The 14,961-nt window shown below is 60.4% G+C and carries 19 protein-coding genes; 15 read left to right on the forward strand and 4 right to left on the reverse strand.

Features of this window, described 5'->3' with window-relative positions; translation table 11 throughout:
• Positions 1 to 62: 62 nt before the first annotated feature.
• Positions 63 to 590: an ATP-dependent protease subunit HslV gene (hslV, locus tag ACQ7C1_RS21235; protein ID WP_064800163.1), complete on the reverse strand. Its 528-nt coding sequence runs from the start codon at positions 588 to 590 to the stop codon at positions 63 to 65.
• 177 nt (positions 591 to 767) lie between these two features.
• On the opposite strand from hslV, the gene hisB reads away from it, so the two are divergent.
• Genes hisB through coaA form a run of 9 tightly spaced genes read left to right on the forward strand, consistent with a single transcriptional unit; the run spans position 768 to position 6,195 of the window.
• Positions 768 to 1,376: an imidazoleglycerol-phosphate dehydratase HisB gene (gene hisB, locus ACQ7C1_RS21240; protein WP_097601349.1), complete on the forward strand. Its 609-nt coding sequence runs from the start codon at positions 768 to 770 to the stop codon at positions 1,374 to 1,376.
• 21 nt (positions 1,377 to 1,397) lie between these two features.
• Positions 1,398 to 1,880: a DUF2628 domain-containing protein gene (locus ACQ7C1_RS21245; RefSeq protein ID WP_183705794.1), complete on the forward strand. Its 483-nt coding sequence runs from the start codon at positions 1,398 to 1,400 to the stop codon at positions 1,878 to 1,880.
• 2 nt (positions 1,881 to 1,882) lie between these two features.
• Positions 1,883 to 2,533 (forward strand): imidazole glycerol phosphate synthase subunit HisH, encoded by a 651-nt coding sequence (gene hisH, locus ACQ7C1_RS21250; RefSeq protein ID WP_097601337.1) that lies wholly within the window; start codon positions 1,883 to 1,885, stop codon positions 2,531 to 2,533.
• Positions 2,534 to 2,585: 52 nt separating this feature from the next.
• A complete protein-coding gene (locus ACQ7C1_RS21255) occupies positions 2,586 to 2,768 on the forward strand; it encodes a hypothetical protein (RefSeq protein WP_183705795.1) in 183 nt (60 codons plus the stop codon).
• The gene (locus tag ACQ7C1_RS21260) at positions 2,765 to 3,322 is read left to right on the forward strand and encodes a hypothetical protein (RefSeq protein ID WP_085776455.1); all 558 of its coding nucleotides are present in this window, start codon (positions 2,765 to 2,767) and stop codon (positions 3,320 to 3,322) included. Before ACQ7C1_RS21255 ends, ACQ7C1_RS21260 begins: the two co-directional genes overlap by 4 nt.
• A 6-nt stretch (positions 3,323 to 3,328) precedes the next feature.
• Positions 3,329 to 4,075, forward strand: coding sequence for a 1-(5-phosphoribosyl)-5-[(5-phosphoribosylamino)methylideneamino]imidazole-4-carboxamide isomerase (gene hisA, locus ACQ7C1_RS21265; RefSeq protein WP_430959689.1), 747 nt, complete (start codon positions 3,329 to 3,331; stop codon positions 4,073 to 4,075).
• The gene (gene hisF / locus ACQ7C1_RS21270; protein WP_183705800.1) at positions 4,075 to 4,863 is read left to right on the forward strand and encodes an imidazole glycerol phosphate synthase subunit HisF; all 789 of its coding nucleotides are present in this window, start codon (positions 4,075 to 4,077) and stop codon (positions 4,861 to 4,863) included. Before hisA ends, hisF begins: the two co-directional genes overlap by 1 nt.
• Before the next feature lie 16 nt (positions 4,864 to 4,879).
• On the forward strand, positions 4,880 to 5,203 hold the full coding sequence (locus tag ACQ7C1_RS21275; protein WP_128403852.1) for a phosphoribosyl-ATP diphosphatase: 324 nt from the start codon (positions 4,880 to 4,882) through the stop codon (positions 5,201 to 5,203).
• Entirely contained in the window at positions 5,200 to 6,195 is a 996-nt protein-coding gene (gene coaA / locus ACQ7C1_RS21280) for a type I pantothenate kinase (protein ID WP_085776451.1), read from the forward strand. Before ACQ7C1_RS21275 ends, coaA begins: the two co-directional genes overlap by 4 nt.
• A 10-nt stretch (positions 6,196 to 6,205) precedes the next feature.
• Here coaA and ACQ7C1_RS21285 read toward each other — a convergent pair whose 3' ends face one another.
• From ACQ7C1_RS21285 to ACQ7C1_RS21295, 3 genes are all read right to left on the reverse strand, one after another.
• Positions 6,206 to 6,817 carry an alpha-ketoglutarate-dependent dioxygenase AlkB family protein gene (locus ACQ7C1_RS21285; protein WP_183705802.1) on the reverse strand — a complete coding sequence of 204 codons (612 nt, stop codon included), beginning with the start codon at positions 6,815 to 6,817 and terminating at the stop codon, positions 6,206 to 6,208.
• Between the two features lies 1 nt (position 6,818).
• A complete protein-coding gene (gene arfB, locus ACQ7C1_RS21290) occupies positions 6,819 to 7,256 on the reverse strand; it encodes an alternative ribosome rescue aminoacyl-tRNA hydrolase ArfB (RefSeq protein WP_430959690.1) in 438 nt (145 codons plus the stop codon).
• 173 nt (positions 7,257 to 7,429) lie between these two features.
• Positions 7,430 to 9,040: a phosphoenolpyruvate carboxykinase gene (locus ACQ7C1_RS21295; RefSeq protein ID WP_430959691.1), complete on the reverse strand. Its 1,611-nt coding sequence runs from the start codon at positions 9,038 to 9,040 to the stop codon at positions 7,430 to 7,432.
• Between the two features lie 339 nt (positions 9,041 to 9,379).
• Here ACQ7C1_RS21295 and ACQ7C1_RS21300 point away from each other — a divergent pair, with 339 nt between their 5' ends.
• The 6 genes from ACQ7C1_RS21300 to ahcY all read left to right on the forward strand — a co-directional run bounded on the left by ACQ7C1_RS21300 (position 9,380) and on the right by ahcY (position 14,812).
• Entirely contained in the window at positions 9,380 to 10,117 is a 738-nt protein-coding gene (locus tag ACQ7C1_RS21300) for a response regulator transcription factor (RefSeq protein WP_210282952.1), read from the forward strand.
• A 76-nt stretch (positions 10,118 to 10,193) separates the two neighbouring features.
• A complete protein-coding gene (locus ACQ7C1_RS21305) occupies positions 10,194 to 11,984 on the forward strand; it encodes a sensor histidine kinase (protein WP_097601329.1) in 1,791 nt (596 codons plus the stop codon).
• Complete coding sequence (locus tag ACQ7C1_RS21310; protein WP_430959692.1) at positions 11,981 to 12,430, forward strand: HPr kinase/phosphorylase; 450 nt, start codon at positions 11,981 to 11,983, stop codon at positions 12,428 to 12,430. The genes ACQ7C1_RS21305 and ACQ7C1_RS21310 overlap by 4 nt, the downstream gene beginning before the upstream one ends.
• A gap of 150 nt (positions 12,431 to 12,580) precedes the next feature.
• Positions 12,581 to 12,982 (forward strand): PTS sugar transporter subunit IIA, encoded by a 402-nt coding sequence (locus tag ACQ7C1_RS21315; RefSeq protein WP_011423437.1) that lies wholly within the window; start codon positions 12,581 to 12,583, stop codon positions 12,980 to 12,982.
• A 9-nt stretch (positions 12,983 to 12,991) separates the two neighbouring features.
• Positions 12,992 to 13,267, forward strand: a complete 276-nt coding sequence (locus ACQ7C1_RS21320) for an HPr family phosphocarrier protein (protein WP_011423436.1) — start codon at positions 12,992 to 12,994, stop codon at positions 13,265 to 13,267.
• A 144-nt stretch (positions 13,268 to 13,411) separates the two neighbouring features.
• Positions 13,412 to 14,812 carry an adenosylhomocysteinase gene (ahcY, locus tag ACQ7C1_RS21325; RefSeq protein WP_011423435.1) on the forward strand — a complete coding sequence of 467 codons (1,401 nt, stop codon included), beginning with the start codon at positions 13,412 to 13,414 and terminating at the stop codon, positions 14,810 to 14,812.
• The last annotated feature ends 149 nt before the right edge of the window (positions 14,813 to 14,961 follow it).

Below are 14,961 nucleotides of genomic sequence, written 5' to 3' on the forward strand. Positions count from 1 at the left end.
CCGAAATTCATCGTTGTCGCGCCGCGACGGGTCAGCCGCGGCAGCAGCCGGAAGGCCGGAATTCAGCTTTCGACGTCCAGCAATTCGACCACGATATTGTGGTTGGTGTAGACGCAGATGTCGGCGGCGATATCGAGGGCGCGCCGGGCGATCTCTTCGGCCGATTTGTCGGTATCCATCAGTGCACGAGCGGCGGCGAAGGCAAAATTGCCGCCAGAACCGATCGCCGTCGTGCCATGTTCGGGCTCCAGAACATCGCCATTGCCGGTGATTGCCAAGGTGATCGACTTGTCGGCGACGAGCATCATGGCTTCGAGATTACGCAGGTATTTGTCGGTGCGCCAGTCCTTGGCGAGCTCGACGGCGGCGCGCATCAGCTGACCGGGATATTGTTCCAGCTTCTTTTCAAGCCTTTCGAGCAGGGTGAAGGCGTCGGCCGTGGCGCCGGCGAAACCGGCGATGACCTCGCCCTTGCCGATGCGCCGGACCTTGCGGGCATTGCCCTTCATCACGGTCTGGCCGAGGCTCACCTGGCCATCGCCCGCCATCACCACCTTGCCGCCTTTTCGAACTGTAATGATTGTTGTCATAAAACACCTGTCTGCCCATGAGGCGGGCCTTTACATGAGACCGCAAACCGGTCCTTGTTGAACCCTATGTAAGCCGGCCGGAGCCGATTGCAAATGGGCGGGCTTTTCTCCTGCCCGGCTTCTGGATATTTGCCGATGCGCCTGATAAGGAACGGCCTTATTCCGATGGAGGGCCAGATGGCCGAGACCGCAGCAAGCCGTACCGGCAGCGTTGCCCGCAAGACCAACGAGACGTCGATTTCCGTTTCCGTTAATCTCGACGGCACCGGCAAATCGAAGATTTCGACCGGCGTCGGCTTCTTCGACCATATGCTCGATCAACTTTCGCGGCATTCGCTCATCGACATGGAAATCGAAGCCAAGGGTGACCTGCATATCGATGATCATCACACGGTCGAGGATACCGGTATTGCGATCGGCCAGGCGATCTCGAAGGCGCTCGGCGACCGCCGGGGCATTACACGCTACGCTTCGATCGATCTCGCTATGGACGAGACGATGACCAAAGCGGCGGTCGATCTTTCCGGCCGGCCGTTCCTCGTCTGGAATGTCGCCTTCAGCGCACCGAAGATCGGCACCTTTGACACGGAACTCGTGCGCGAATTTTTCCAGGCGCTCGCCCAGAACGCCGGCATCACCTTGCATATTCTCAATCATTATGGCGCCAACAACCACCATATTGCCGAGACATGTTTCAAGGCGGTCGCGCGCGCATTGCGCACGGCGACAGAGATCGATCCGAGACAGGCGGGCCGTGTTCCCTCGACGAAGGGCACGCTCGTCTGAGCCCCTCAGGGAGCGGCGACAATGACCTCCAGCTATATTTTCCTGACACCGCCCGGCGCGAACCCAGCGACCGATGAGGTGCGCACTATTCGCGACGGCTTCACCTGGCTCGGCTTCATGTTTCCATGGGTTTGGCTTCTGGTGCACCGGCTATGGCTGCATGCGGCCGCGGCGTTTATCCTGCAGGGAATCGGCGGCGCACTGATGGACGAACCCGGTCTGGGACCGGCGGGCGCGGCGATCATGCTGGGCGTGAATATAGTGGTCGGTCTCGAAGGCCAGAACTTTCGCATCCGCCATCTTGCCGCCAAGGGCTGGAACGAGGACGCCCTCATTGCAGCCGATAAGCTCGATATTGCCGAGCAGGTCTATTTTGCGGACAAGACAGTCCCTGTGAGCAGTGACGATACGGTCGCACCGGATTGGCAGAACAAGCCCGGTGCAAACAGCCTGCGCGGCCAAGCGACATCGCTTGATCTCTTTGGTTTTGATGGAGGACGCTGACGATGCGCGTCGCGATTATCGACTACGGTTCCGGCAACCTTCGTTCGGCGACCAAGGCTTTCGAACGTGCCGCGCGCGAGGCGGGCATCAATGCCCATATCGATCTCACCGATAAGGCGGAGGAGGTTGCTGCGGCCGATCGCATTGTGCTGCCCGGCGTCGGCGCATACGCCGATTGCCGGCGCGGACTGGACGCCGTGCCCGGCATGAACGAAGTGCTGATCGAGGCTGTCGAGAACAAGGCGCGGCCTTTCCTCGGCATCTGCGTCGGCATGCAACTGATGTCGTCGCGCGGTCTGGAGAAGACCGTGACACACGGCTTCGGCTGGATCCCAGGCGACGTCATCGAGATGACGCCTGACGATCCCGCCTTGAAGATTCCGCAGATCGGCTGGAACACGCTCGACCTGAAGCGCGAGCATCCGCTCTTCGACGGCATTCCCACCGGGCCGCAGGGGCTGCATGCCTATTTCGTCCATTCCTACCATCTTGCCGCCGAAAATGCCGAGGATGTCATTGCGACCGTCGATTATGGCAGGCCGATGACCGCCCTCGTCGGGCGCGACAACATGGTGGGGGCCCAGTTTCACCCGGAAAAGAGCCAGAAGCTCGGCCTCGCCCTGATCGCCAATTTCCTGCGCTGGAACCCGTAATACCTCCGCCTTATTTCCTCTTTATGAAAAGAGCGGAACAGGAGTGCGCTCGATGCCGGCTTCGCGGAAATCAGGCAAGGTGTTCTATATGCTGAGACCCTCCAGAGAGGGTCTGCCTCCCTTCTCGGACATCCGGCTTCCCGACGGGACGATCATTCGCCGTGTCGACGAAGCCCTCCATAGAAAAGCGCTTTCCAATGCGGCCAAGGCATTGAAAGAAAGGCCGGACCGATGATTCATGAATTTCTTGCCGGCAACGAGAATTCGCAGCTGCGCGCCAATGGGATCAATGCCGGCGATATCACCGAAGCCGTGCTGGAATTCTATATTGAAGGCGAAGACGATCTGATCGGCCTGCTTGCCTACGCCCTTTACGAGCGGCAGAAGCGCGATTTCGTCGTCAGCTATCGAAAGCGGAATGCCGGCCGTTCGCCCAATGAGGCCGAGCTTGCCGCAGTTTCCAGCAATTATCTCTCCACTGACCTGCGCAATACGCTGCGCGATCGCGCCTCGCAGATTCTTTCGAGCTATGCCGAGACCTATGTGGAAGCGATGGAGCCTGAGATCCGGCTCGCCGCCGTCAACAGCGACGCCCTGCGGCGGGTGCGGGAGATCGAGAAATCGGTGAAGAAGCGCCTCGGTTTCTGGCGGCAGGTGCGTGCGGGCTTCATCGCCATCCTTCTGCTTCTGCTGCTTTTGAGCGCGGCCGCCATTGCCGCTGTCTTTTTCCGCTCGGATATCGTAGATGCGTGGAATGCGCTGATGGCAGCGATCACTCTACGGACGTAAGACGACATGATCCTTTTTCCCGCGATCGATCTGAAGGGCGGCCAATGCGTTCGCCTGAAGCTCGGCGACATGCAACAGGCGACGGTTTACAATACCGATCCGGCCGCCCAGGCGAAGTCCTTCGAAGACCAGGGTTTCGAATGGCTGCACGTGGTCGATCTCGATGGCGCCTTCGCGGGACATTCGGCCAATGGCGACGCCGTCCAGGCGATCCTGAAGGCGACAAAAAATCCGGTGCAGCTCGGCGGCGGCATCCGCACCCTCGACCACATCGAAGCCTGGCTGTCGCGCGGGTTGCGGCGGGTCATCCTCGGCACCGTCGCCGTCAGAAATCCGGCGCTGGTCATCGAGGCCTGCCGGAAATTTCCGGGCGGCGTCGCTGTCGGTATCGATGCCAAGGGCGGCAAGGTGGCCGTCGAGGGTTGGGCTGAAGCTTCCGAACTCGGCATCATCGAGCTTGCCCGGAAATTCGAGGGCGCCGGCGTTGCGGCGATCATCTACACCGATATCGACCGCGACGGCATTCTGGCCGGCATCAACTGGAGCTCGACACTGGAACTCGCCGATGCCGTCTCCATTCCTGTTATCGCTTCGGGCGGCCTTGCTTCTATCGAAGATATCAAGCGCATGCTCCAGCCCGACGCGCAGAAGCTGGAAGGGGCGATTTCAGGCCGGGCGCTTTACGACGGCCGCATCGACCCCCAGGAAGCGCTGGCGCTGATCAAGGCCCACAAGGCCAAGGAGACTGCCTAATGACCCTCAAGGCTCGTGTCATTCCCTGCCTCGACGTCAAGGACGGCCGTGTCGTCAAGGGCGTCAATTTTCTCAATCTCGTCGATGCCGGCGATCCGGTCGAAGCGGCAAAGGCCTATGACGCGGCCGGCGCCGACGAGCTCTGCTTCCTCGACATCACCGCATCCTCGGACAATCGCGAGACGATTTTCGATGTCGTGGCGCGCACGGCCGAGCAATGTTTCATGCCGCTGACCGTCGGCGGCGGGGTCAGAACCATTGCCGACATCCGCAAGCTCCTGCTGTGCGGCGCCGACAAGGTGTCGATCAACTCGGCAGCTGTCAGCAATCCCGATTTCGTCGCCGAGGCGGCCGATAAGTTCGGCGACCAGTGCATTGTCGTCTCGATCGACGCCAAGCGCAGGCGCACGCAAGCGGTCGGCGGCGACAATCTCAGCGCCTGGGAAATCTATACGCATGGCGGCCGCAACGCGACCGGCATCGATGCCATCGAATTCGCGCAGAAGATGGTGGCGCGCGGGGCCGGCGAACTGCTGGTCACCTCCATGGACCGTGACGGCACCAAGGTCGGCTACGACCTTGAGCTGACGCGGACGATCGCCGATGCGGTGCGTGTGCCGATCATCGCATCCGGCGGCGTCGGCGACCTCGACGATCTCGTCGCCGGGGTGAAGGAGGGCCATGCCAATGCCGTGCTGGCCGCATCGATCTTCCACTTCGGCACCTATACCGTTGGCGAGGCAAAACACTATATGTCGAAGTGCGGCATCGACATGCGTCTCGACTGAAGCCTGAGAACGAACAATGAGCGGATTTTCCCTTTCCGACCTCGAACGCATCGTCGAAGAGCGATCGAAAGCCTCACCGGAGCAGTCCTGGACAGCCAAACTCGTGGCCGCCGGCCAGCCTAAAGCGGCGAAGAAGCTCGGCGAAGAGGCAATCGAAGCGGTGATGGCGGCGGTGACGGGCGATCGCGACAATCTGACCTATGAGGCGGCCGATGTGCTCTATCACCTATTGGTCGTATTGAAGATTGCTGAAATACCGCTAGAGAATGTCATGGCCGAACTCGAGCGCAGAACCGCGCAGTCCGGTCTCAAGGAAAAGGCCAGCCGGCAGAGTTCATGAGTATCGCGACTGAGATTATTGGGGTGCCGGAGATATTGGATCACTTCCAGTCTGAATCCTATTCGCCCTACCATTTCTTCTCTTCCGAGCAATGGGCGAAATTCCGCGCCGACACGCCGCTGACGCTCACCGGTGACGAGGTCAAGCGGCTGCGCTCAATGGGCGACCCGATCGATCTCGACGAGGTCCGGCGCATCTACCTCTCGCTGTCGCGCCTGCTCTCGTCGCATGTCGAATCTTCGCAGATGCTGTTCGACCAACGCAACCGCTTCCTCAGCATGTCGGATGTAACGAAGACGCCTTTCGTCATTGGCATCGCCGGCTCGGTCGCTGTGGGAAAATCGACCACAGCCCGTATCCTGAAGGAGCTCCTGGGCCGCTGGCCTTCCAGCCCGAAGGTCGATCTCATCACGACAGACGGCTTCCTCCACCCGAATGCGGTGCTGCAGCGGGAAAAGCTGATGCAACGCAAGGGTTTCCCGGAAAGCTACGATACTGGCGCGATCCTGCGCTTCCTCTCGGCGATCAAGGCCGGGCGGCCCGATGTGAAGGCGCCGTGTTATTCGCATCTCGTCTATGACGTGCTGCCGGACGAATACAAGATCGTCGACCGGCCCGACATTCTGATCTTCGAAGGCATCAACGTGCTGCAATCGCGCAACCTGCCAGCCGACGGCAAGATCGTGCCGATGGTGTCCGACTTCTTCGACTTCTCGATCTATATCGATGCCGCGGAAGACCAGATCCACAACTGGTACGTGACGCGCTTCATGCGGCTGCGGGAAACCGCCTTCCGCGATCCGAACTCCTATTTCCATCGCTACGCCTCGATCACCGATGGGGAAGCGCTCGAAATCGCCGAAGATCTCTGGGCGAACATCAACCTGAAGAACCTGCGCCAGAACATCCTGCCGACGCGGCCGCGCGCCGATCTCATCCTGAAAAAGGGCAAGGATCATCTGATCGAACAGGTCGCGCTCAGAAAACTATAGCGATCAAATTTCACGGACGAACGCGGCGCAGCGTCAGATTGATGCGGCCGCCGTTTCTCAACAGCGTCGATGTCGCGGGGTAGATGCGGTCGACGCCATGATAACAAAGCCTCCCCTCGCCGCCCAGCACGACCAAATCACCGCTCGCAAGCTTGAAGGACAGCGTGCGATCATTGCGGTTGAGGCCGCCGATGCGGAAGAGGCAGCTGTTGCCGAGCGAGATCGAGACGACCGGCGCCTGCAGATCCTGCTCGTCCTTGTCCTGATGCAGGCCCATGCGGGCGTCGTCGGAATAGAAATTGACGAGGCAGGCCTCCGGTGGCTTCTCACAGCCGGAAACCTCATTCCAGATATCGAGCAAAGGCGCCGGCATCTCAGGCCAGGGCCGGCCGGTTGCCGGGTGCGTCGGCTGATAGCGATAGCCGCGCTCCTTGTCCGTCACCCATCCGAGCGGCCCGCAATTGGTCATCCTGACCGACATCGGTTTGCCGGTGCCGGGCATCGCGGGCACATAGAGCGGCGCTTCAGCGACGACGGCACGGATCACCTCGACCAATTCCGCCTGGCGCGCCCGGTCGAGATAGCGGGGCAGATGGCGGATGCCGTTCAGAAGCTCGGGCATGTCATTCGCCGCCGCCGGGGCGGCCCCGCATTTTCTTGACTTCCGAGCGGCCGGATTTTTCCTTCAGGCGGCGTTCGACCGAACCCTTGGTCGGCTTGGTCTTCTTGCGCGGCGGCGGCGGCGGCTTGGCCGCCTCCAGAATCAGTTCCTTCAGCCGCTCGCGCGCATCCTCGCGGTTGCGGTCCTGGCTGCGAAAGCGGCTCGCCTCGATCATCAGCACGCCCTCCTTCGACATGCGTCGGCCGGCGAGCTTGATCGCATTGGCTTTGACGCGATCATTGAGGGAAGGCGAATTCCAGATGTTGAAGAACAGCTGGACCGCGGTCGAAACCTTGTTAACGTTCTGCCCGCCGGGACCGCCCGCGAGGACGAACTGTTCAGTCAGTTCCCATCCCGCGATGGTGATCCTGTCGTCGATATAGAGTGCGTCGCTGGCCATGCGGCGTTCTATCTCATATCGGCCGCCAATTGAAAATATCGGCCGTTAAAGAGAAAACCCGGCAATCCTGCGATGCCGGGTTTCACGTGAATCAGAGATTCTGTTTAGCGCAATTCCCGGCAAAAGCGCTTCGCGCTTTGCCTGGCAAAACCGCTGCACACTGGCTGCGCTTCTTATTCGGCTGCGACCTTCACACCTGGAGCCGCATCGCGGACGCCGCCATCGACGTGGTTCTCGAACTTCGCGAAGTTGGCGATGAACATCGAGACCAGCTTTTCGGCCTGCGCGTCATAGGCTGCCTTATCGGCCCAGGTCGAGCGCGGATCGAGAATGCCGCCGTCGACGCCATCGACGGAAACCGGCACGGCAAAGCCGAAATTCGTGTCCGTGCGGAATTCGACCTTTCCGAGTTTGCCGCTGAGCGCGGCAGCGAGAAGAGCTCGCGTCGCCTTGATCGGCATGCGCTTGCCGGTGCCGTAGGCGCCGCCTGTCCAGCCGGTGTTAACGAGCCAGCACTCGACGCCGTGGCGGCTGATCAGCTCCTTGAGCAGGTTGCCGTATTCGGCCGGATGACGCGGCATGAAGGGCGCGCCGAAACAGGTGGAGAAGGTCGCTTCCGGCTCGACGACACCTTTTTCGGTGCCGGCCACCTTGGCGGTGTAGCCGGAGAGGAAGTGATACATCGCCTGATCGGGCGTCAGCCGCGCGATCGGCGGCATAACGCCGAAGGCATCGGCGGTCAGCATGATGATCGTCTTCGGATGCCCGGCCCGGCCGGTTTCCGAGGCATTCGGAATGAAATGCATCGGGTAGGCGCAACGGGTGTTTTCAGTCAGCGAACCGTCATCGAAATCGGGCTCGCGATTTTCGTTGAGGACGACGTTTTCGAGCACAGTGCCGAAGCGCTGCGTCGTTGCGTAGATTTCCGGCTCGGCCTCGGCCGAGAGGCGGATGGTCTTGGCGTAGCAGCCGCCTTCGAAGTTGAAGATGCCGTTTTCGCTCCAGCCATGTTCGTCGTCACCGATCAGCGTGCGGGCCGGATCGGCCGAAAGCGTCGTTTTGCCGGTGCCGGAAAGACCGAAGAAGACCGCCGCGTCACCGTCCGGGCCGACGTTGGCCGAGCAGTGCATCGGCATGACACCCTTGGCCGGCAGCAGGTAGTTGAGCACGGTGAAGACCGACTTCTTCATTTCGCCGGCATAGGAGGTGCCGCCGATGAGAACGAGACCGTTGGTGAGATCGCAGGCGATCACCGTTTCCGAACGGCAGCCGTGGCGGGCCGGATCGGCCTTGAAGCTCGGCAGATCGATGATCGTCAGCTTCGGCACGAAGGTCGGCAGCGCCGCCGCCTCGGGGCGGATCAGCAGATTGCGGATGAACAGCGAATGCCAGGCGAATTCGGTGATGACACGGGTCGGCAGGGCATGGCCTTGCTCGGCACCGCCAACAAGATCCTGAGCGAACAGCTCTTTGCCGGCTGCATGCGCCAGCATGTCGTCGCGCAGCAGGGCAAAATGCTCCGGCGAGAGCGGCTTGTTGTTGTCCCACCAGATTTGACCATCGGTATTGGCGTCGCAAACGATGAATTTGTCGCGCGGCGAACGGCCCGTATGCTGACCGGTGAGGGCCCGAAGCGCGCCCTGAGCGGTCAGTTCGGCTTCACCCCGGCGGATCGCTTCTTCATAGAGCGCTGCGGCGGAAAAGTTATAGCGGACGCTGGCTGCGCCGCCCAATCCAACCGTTGCAAGCTCCGTTGCCGGGTTATGAACTCCGAACTTTTCCATGGCTAGTTCCCTTTGCTCAGGCTCGTTGCCGTTAAAACTAACCGGGAAAATACGGGGAGAAATTTTAAAAGACAAGAGACAAAAATCAAGAAAATATAGTAATATCAATTAATTAATCGATTTAAATTTGTTTCAGTCTTTTTAAATCGTTTGAAGAGACAACGTTGAAAGATTTCCGGCCACAACTTACGAGTGCCGCCAAATTTAGCGACAATCTTCCCCTTTATCTTTGCCACAATTTGTTCCACCTTTATCCTCCATAAGCGCATCCGGTCATTGAGACCGCCTGGGGACGACGAAAATCCGGGAGATTGCGCACTGATGACGGAGACCAACACCATGCCGACAATCGCGCTCGTTGACGACGACCGCAACATCCTCACCTCGGTGTCGATCGCACTGGAGGCCGAAGGATATAAGGTCGAGACCTATACGGACGGTGCTTCGGCGCTCGACGGCCTTCTGGCGCGACCGCCGCAGCTGGCGATCTTCGACATCAAGATGCCGCGAATGGACGGCATGGAGCTGCTGCGCCGCCTGCGGCAGAAATCGGATATTCCGGTCATCTTCCTCACCTCCAAGGATGAGGAGATCGACGAGTTGTTCGGCCTGAAGATGGGCGCGGACGATTTCATCACCAAGCCGTTTTCGCAGCGTCTGCTGGTGGAGCGCGTCCGCGCCGTCCTGCGTCGCGCCTCCAGCCGCGAAGCCGCGGCCGCCGGCGGCACAAGCCCCGGCGCTGCGCCGAAAGCCGGAGCGGTGCAGCAGGCCCGCTCGCTCGAGCGCGGACAGCTGGTCATGGACCAGGAGCGCCATACCTGCACCTGGAAGGGCGAGGCCGTGACGCTGACGGTGACGGAGTTCCTGATCCTGCATTCGCTGGCGCAGCGCCCCGGTGTCGTGAAAAGCCGCGACGCGCTGATGGATGCGGCCTATGATGAACAGGTCTATGTCGACGACCGGACGATCGACAGCCACATCAAGCGGCTGCGCAAGAAATTCAAGATGGTCGATACCGACTTTGATATGATTGAAACGCTCTACGGAGTGGGATACCGCTTCCGCGAAGCAGCTTGAGCCCGAGCGGCACAGCTGGAAATATTGAAGGTTGCCGGCCAGTTTATCGGGCCCAACCTTTCGAAAGGGCCTATCATTGGCACAGTTGGTGCAGGAAAGGGATTTGGACGACGCGGAGGGCGTGAGCACCCGTCGCGTCCGAGGCCGCCGTTGGTCGCATCCCTTTACTCTGATCCGCCGCATCTTCGGCAATGCGGTGTTTTCGAGCCTGACGCGGCGCATCCTGTTCTTCAATCTCGTCGCGCTGGTGGTGCTCGTCGGCGGCATTCTCTATCTCAACCAGTTTCGCGAAGGCTTGATCGACGCCCGCGCCGAAAGCCTGTTGACGCAGGGTGAAATCATCGCCGGCGCCGTTTCGGCTTCCGCGTCGGTCGATACGAACTCGATCACCATCGATCCGCAAAAGCTGCTCGAACTACAGGCCGGCCAGAGCATCACCCCAGTGCCGAACGACGAGGACCTGGAATTTCCGATCGACCCCGAGAAGGTCGCTCCCGTCTTGCGTCGGCTGATCTCGCCTACGCGCACACGCGCGCGCATCTTCGATGCCGACGCCAATCTGCTGCTCGATTCGCGTCACCTCTATTCGCGCGGTCAGGTGCTGCGCTTCGACCTGCCGCCGGTCGAGGAAGAGAAGCAGACCTGGAGCGATTGGTTCGCGACGCTGTTCAACAAGGCGCTGCAGCCGGGCAATCTGCCGCTCTACAAAGAAGCCCCGGGCGGCGACGGCTCGATCTATCCGGAGGTCATGAACGCGCTGACCGGTGTGCGCGGCGCGGTCGTGCGCACCACCGAGAAAGGCGAACTCATCGTTTCCGTCGCCGTTCCGATCCAGCGCTTCCGCGCCGTGCTCGGCGTGCTGCTGTTGTCGACGCAGGCCGGTGACATCGACAATATCGTCCATGCCGAACGACTGGCCATCATGCGCGTCTTCGGCGTGGCCACGCTCGTCAACGTACTGCTGTCGCTGGTGCTCTCATCGACGATCGCCAATCCGCTGCGTCGTCTTTCGGCAGCCGCCATCCGCGTTCGCCGCGGCGCCAAGACACGTGAGCAAATTCCCGACTTTTCCGCTCGCCAGGACGAAATCGGCAACCTCTCCATCGCATTACGCGAGATGACGACAGCGCTTTATGACCGCATCGACGCCATCGAGAGCTTTGCCGCCGATGTCAGCCACGAGCTCAAGAACCCGCTGACCTCGCTGCGCAGCGCCGTCGAAACGCTGCCGCTCGCCAGGTCGGAGGATTCCAAGAAACGGCTGCTTGACGTCATTCAGCACGATGTCCGCCGCCTCGATCGCCTGATCAGCGACATTTCCGACGCCTCGCGGCTCGATGCCGAACTCGCACGCGTCGACGCCGCCTCCATCGACATGGAGGTGCTGCTGCGCGACCTGATCGACGTGTCGCGCCAGATCAGGGGCAGCAAAAAGCAAGTGCAGATCGACTATGTCGTCGAGCGCAAGCCGAACATCAAGACGCGCTTCGTCGTCAACGGTCACGACCTGCGCATCGGCCAGATCGTCACCAATCTGATCGAGAACGCCCGCTCCTTCGTCCCTGAAAAAGACGGGAAGATCATCGTGCGGCTGATGCGGACACGGTCGCGCTGTGTCACCACGATCGAAGACAACGGTCCCGGCATCCAGGCGGAAAATATCGATCGCATCTTCGAGCGCTTCTATACCGACCGACCGGAATCCGAAGGCTTCGGACAGAATTCGGGGCTCGGCCTGTCGATCAGCCGCCAGATCGCCGAGGCGCATGGCGGGTCGCTCAGAGCAGAGAACATTACCGACGCCGAAACCGGGCAGGTGCTCGGCGCGCGCTTTATCCTCGCCCTGCCCCTCGATCCAGCCGCATGACGGCGGCCGCCAACATCCATGCCACGGCGATCGTCGTCGGCAGAACGGGGCTGCTGTTCAGCGGTCCCTCGGGCTGGGGGAAATCGATGCTGGCTTTCACCTGCATGACCGAGGCGCGCCGCCTTGGGCTGTTCACGGCGCTGGTCGCCGATGATCAGGTGCTTCTGTCGGGAGAGACCGGCACGGTGATTGCCACCTGTCCGCCGTCGATCGCCGGGTTGATCGAACTTCGCGGCACTGGCGTCGTCCGGCAGGATCACGTGTCCCCGGCAACCATGCACTATGCCGTGCTTCCCGGCAGCGCTTCCGGTGAAAACCGCGTCCCTGCGGAGGGCGAAATCGTCAGTCTCGCCCCGGGTTTTTCGCTTCCCGCATTGCGGCTGCTCACAAATGTTGCCTCGCCGCTGGCGATCCTGATGGCGAAAGCGCCTGACATCGGATGCTGAAGGCTTCCGGATTGATCAATCCGCCTTATATATTTGCATTTTTATCTTGCACTTCGGCTTTTCATAGCCAAGATGTGCCGCCACCGGTGGACGAAATTGCTGCATTGCGATATCTCAGCCACCGTTTGCGTATATGGGAGCAGTAATATCATGATCGGACTTGTGCTTGTCACTCATGGCAAGCTGGCTGAAGAGTTTCGTCATGCTGTCGAGCACGTCGTCGGTCCTCAGAAATTTATCGAGACGGTCTGTATTGGCCCCGAAGACGATATGGACCAGAGACGGCAGGACATTCTGCAAGCCGTTTCCGGCGCTGATGACGGTCATGGCGTCGTTATCCTGACCGACATGTTCGGCGGCACGCCTTCCAATCTCGCCATCTCGGTCATGAGCAGCGGCCATACCGAAGTCATTGCCGGCATGAACCTGCCGATGCTGATCAAGCTCGCCGGCGTACGCGGCGAGAACAATATGGAGAAGGCGCTGGTGGAGGCTTCCGAAGCCGGGCGGAAATATATCAATGTCGCGAGCCGCGTGCTCAGCGGAAAATAACGGCGCTTCATGACATCGCTTTCCCGGGAACTCCTTATCATCAACAAGCGCGGCCTTCACGCTCGCGCTTCCGCTAAATTCGTGCAGATGGTCGAGAATTTCGATGCAGCCATCACCGTTTCCAAGGACGGAATGACGGTCGGCGGCACCTCGATCATGGGTCTCATGATGCTCGCGGCAAGCCCCGGCTCCAGCGTCGTCGTCTCGGCAAGCGGCAGCCAGGCTCAGGAAGCCCTGGAGGCGCTGGATCAGCTGATCCAGAACAAGTTCGGCGAAGAAATGTGAGTTCGGCCGAGCTCATATAAACATATAAAGACTTCTTTATATCCTTATTGCTATCCCAGGCGAAGCCTGCTAAACGGCGGATATGCCGTGCGCTTGCTTGCGCCTGCGCCAATTTTTGAGACGTTTTTCAGCCTGGAGACCTCTATGAGCACTGAAAAAGATTATGTCGTCGCCGATATCGGGCTTGCGGATTTCGGCCGCAAGGAAATTACGATCGCCGAAACCGAAATGCCGGGGCTGATGTCCTGCCGCGCCGAGTTCGGCGAGGCAAAGCCGCTGAAGGGCGCGCGCATCACCGGTTCGCTGCACATGACCATCCAGACAGCCGTGTTGATCGAAACCCTGGTTGCGCTCGGCGCCGAAGTCCGCTGGGCTTCCTGCAACATCTTCTCGACCCAGGACCATGCTGCAGCCGCGATCGCCGCCGCCGGCGTTCCGGTCTTCGCTATCAAGGGCGAGTCGCTCGAGGACTATTGGGTCTATACCGACAAGATCTTCCAGTGGGCCGATGGTGGCCTTTCCAACATGATCCTCGATGACGGTGGCGACGCCACCATGTACATCCTGCTCGGCGCCCGCGCCGAAGCCGGTGAGGACGTGCTCTCGAACCCGCATTCGGAAGAAGAAGAAATCCTCTTCGCCCAGATCAAGAAGCGCCTCGCCGCTTCTCCGGGCTGGTTCACCAAGCAGCGTGACGCGATCAAGGGCGTCACCGAGGAAACGACGACCGGCGTCAACCGCCTTTACCAGCTCAGCCAGAAGGGCCTGCTGCCCTTCCCGGCGATCAACGTCAACGACTCCGTCACCAAGTCGAAGTTCGACAACAAGTACGGCTGCAAGGAATCGCTGGTTGACGGCATCCGCCGCGGCACCGACGTGATGATGGCCGGCAAGGTCGCCGTCGTCTGCGGTTACGGCGACGTCGGCAAGGGTTCCGCTGCCTCACTCTCCGGCGCCGGCGCCCGTGTAAAGGTGACCGAAGCCGATCCGATCTGCGCCCTGCAGGCCGCCATGGACGGTTACGAAGTCGTACTTCTGGAAGACGTCGTTTCCTCTGCCGACATCTTCATCACCACGACGGGCAACAAGGACGTCATCCGCATCGATCACATGCGACAGATGAAAGATATGGCGATCGTCGGCAATATCGGCCATTTCGACAACGAAATCGAAGTCGCCGCGCTGCGTAACCTCAAGTGGACCAACGTCAAGCCGCAGGTCGACCTGATCGAGTTCCCCAAGGGCAACCGCATCATCCTTCTCTCCGAAGGGCGTCTGCTCAACCTCGGCAATGCGACCGGCCATCCGTCCTTCGTGATGTCGGCTTCCTTCACCAACCAGACGCTGGCGCAGATTGAACTCTTCACCAAGCCCGGCCAGTACGAGAACAAGGTCTACATCCTGCCGAAGCATCTCGACGAAAAGGTAGCACGCCTTCATCTCGACAAGCTCGGCGTGAAGCTGACCCAACTCAGCGAAGAGCAGGCTGCCTATATCGGCGTGAAGCCGCAGGGCCCGTTCAAGTCCGACCACTACAGATATTGATAGGGTCGTCGATATCCACAAGATGTAGAAGCCGCGGCATTGACAAATGCCGCGGCTTATTTTTTGGCCGCTCCCTTCCCGCCGATTCCCTTCCGAAGTATTGTTTTAAGACTTGATTCGGGACGCCGGACTCCGTCCGACCGCTCCGA

This window comes from Rhizobium sp. Nf11,1, from assembly GCF_050587665.1.
Classification (GTDB): domain Bacteria; phylum Pseudomonadota; class Alphaproteobacteria; order Rhizobiales; family Rhizobiaceae; genus Rhizobium.

What these genes read in the sequence shown, in the direction of transcription:
- hslV (WP_064800163.1), bottom strand. Translation starts at nt 590, where the DNA reads ATGACAACAATCATTACAGTTCGAAAAGGCGGCAAGGTGGTGATGGCG.
- hisB (WP_097601349.1), top strand. Translation starts at nt 768, where the DNA reads ATGGCCGAGACCGCAGCAAGCCGTACCGGCAGCGTTGCCCGCAAGACC.
- ACQ7C1_RS21245 (WP_183705794.1), top strand. Translation starts at nt 1,398, where the DNA reads ATGACCTCCAGCTATATTTTCCTGACACCGCCCGGCGCGAACCCAGCG.
- hisH (WP_097601337.1), top strand. Translation starts at nt 1,883, where the DNA reads ATGCGCGTCGCGATTATCGACTACGGTTCCGGCAACCTTCGTTCGGCG.
- ACQ7C1_RS21255 (WP_183705795.1), top strand. Translation starts at nt 2,586, where the DNA reads ATGCCGGCTTCGCGGAAATCAGGCAAGGTGTTCTATATGCTGAGACCC.
- ACQ7C1_RS21260 (WP_085776455.1), top strand. Translation starts at nt 2,765, where the DNA reads ATGATTCATGAATTTCTTGCCGGCAACGAGAATTCGCAGCTGCGCGCC.
- hisA (WP_430959689.1), top strand. Translation starts at nt 3,329, where the DNA reads ATGATCCTTTTTCCCGCGATCGATCTGAAGGGCGGCCAATGCGTTCGC.
- hisF (WP_183705800.1), top strand. Translation starts at nt 4,075, where the DNA reads ATGACCCTCAAGGCTCGTGTCATTCCCTGCCTCGACGTCAAGGACGGC.
- ACQ7C1_RS21275 (WP_128403852.1), top strand. Translation starts at nt 4,880, where the DNA reads ATGAGCGGATTTTCCCTTTCCGACCTCGAACGCATCGTCGAAGAGCGA.
- coaA (WP_085776451.1), top strand. Translation starts at nt 5,200, where the DNA reads ATGAGTATCGCGACTGAGATTATTGGGGTGCCGGAGATATTGGATCAC.
- ACQ7C1_RS21285 (WP_183705802.1), bottom strand. Translation starts at nt 6,817, where the DNA reads ATGCCCGAGCTTCTGAACGGCATCCGCCATCTGCCCCGCTATCTCGAC.
- arfB (WP_430959690.1), bottom strand. Translation starts at nt 7,256, where the DNA reads ATGGCCAGCGACGCACTCTATATCGACGACAGGATCACCATCGCGGGA.
- ACQ7C1_RS21295 (WP_430959691.1), bottom strand. Translation starts at nt 9,040, where the DNA reads ATGGAAAAGTTCGGAGTTCATAACCCGGCAACGGAGCTTGCAACGGTT.
- ACQ7C1_RS21300 (WP_210282952.1), top strand. Translation starts at nt 9,380, where the DNA reads ATGCCGACAATCGCGCTCGTTGACGACGACCGCAACATCCTCACCTCG.
- ACQ7C1_RS21310 (WP_430959692.1), top strand. Translation starts at nt 11,981, where the DNA reads ATGACGGCGGCCGCCAACATCCATGCCACGGCGATCGTCGTCGGCAGA.
- ACQ7C1_RS21315 (WP_011423437.1), top strand. Translation starts at nt 12,581, where the DNA reads ATGATCGGACTTGTGCTTGTCACTCATGGCAAGCTGGCTGAAGAGTTT.
- ACQ7C1_RS21320 (WP_011423436.1), top strand. Translation starts at nt 12,992, where the DNA reads ATGACATCGCTTTCCCGGGAACTCCTTATCATCAACAAGCGCGGCCTT.
- ahcY (WP_011423435.1), top strand. Translation starts at nt 13,412, where the DNA reads ATGAGCACTGAAAAAGATTATGTCGTCGCCGATATCGGGCTTGCGGAT.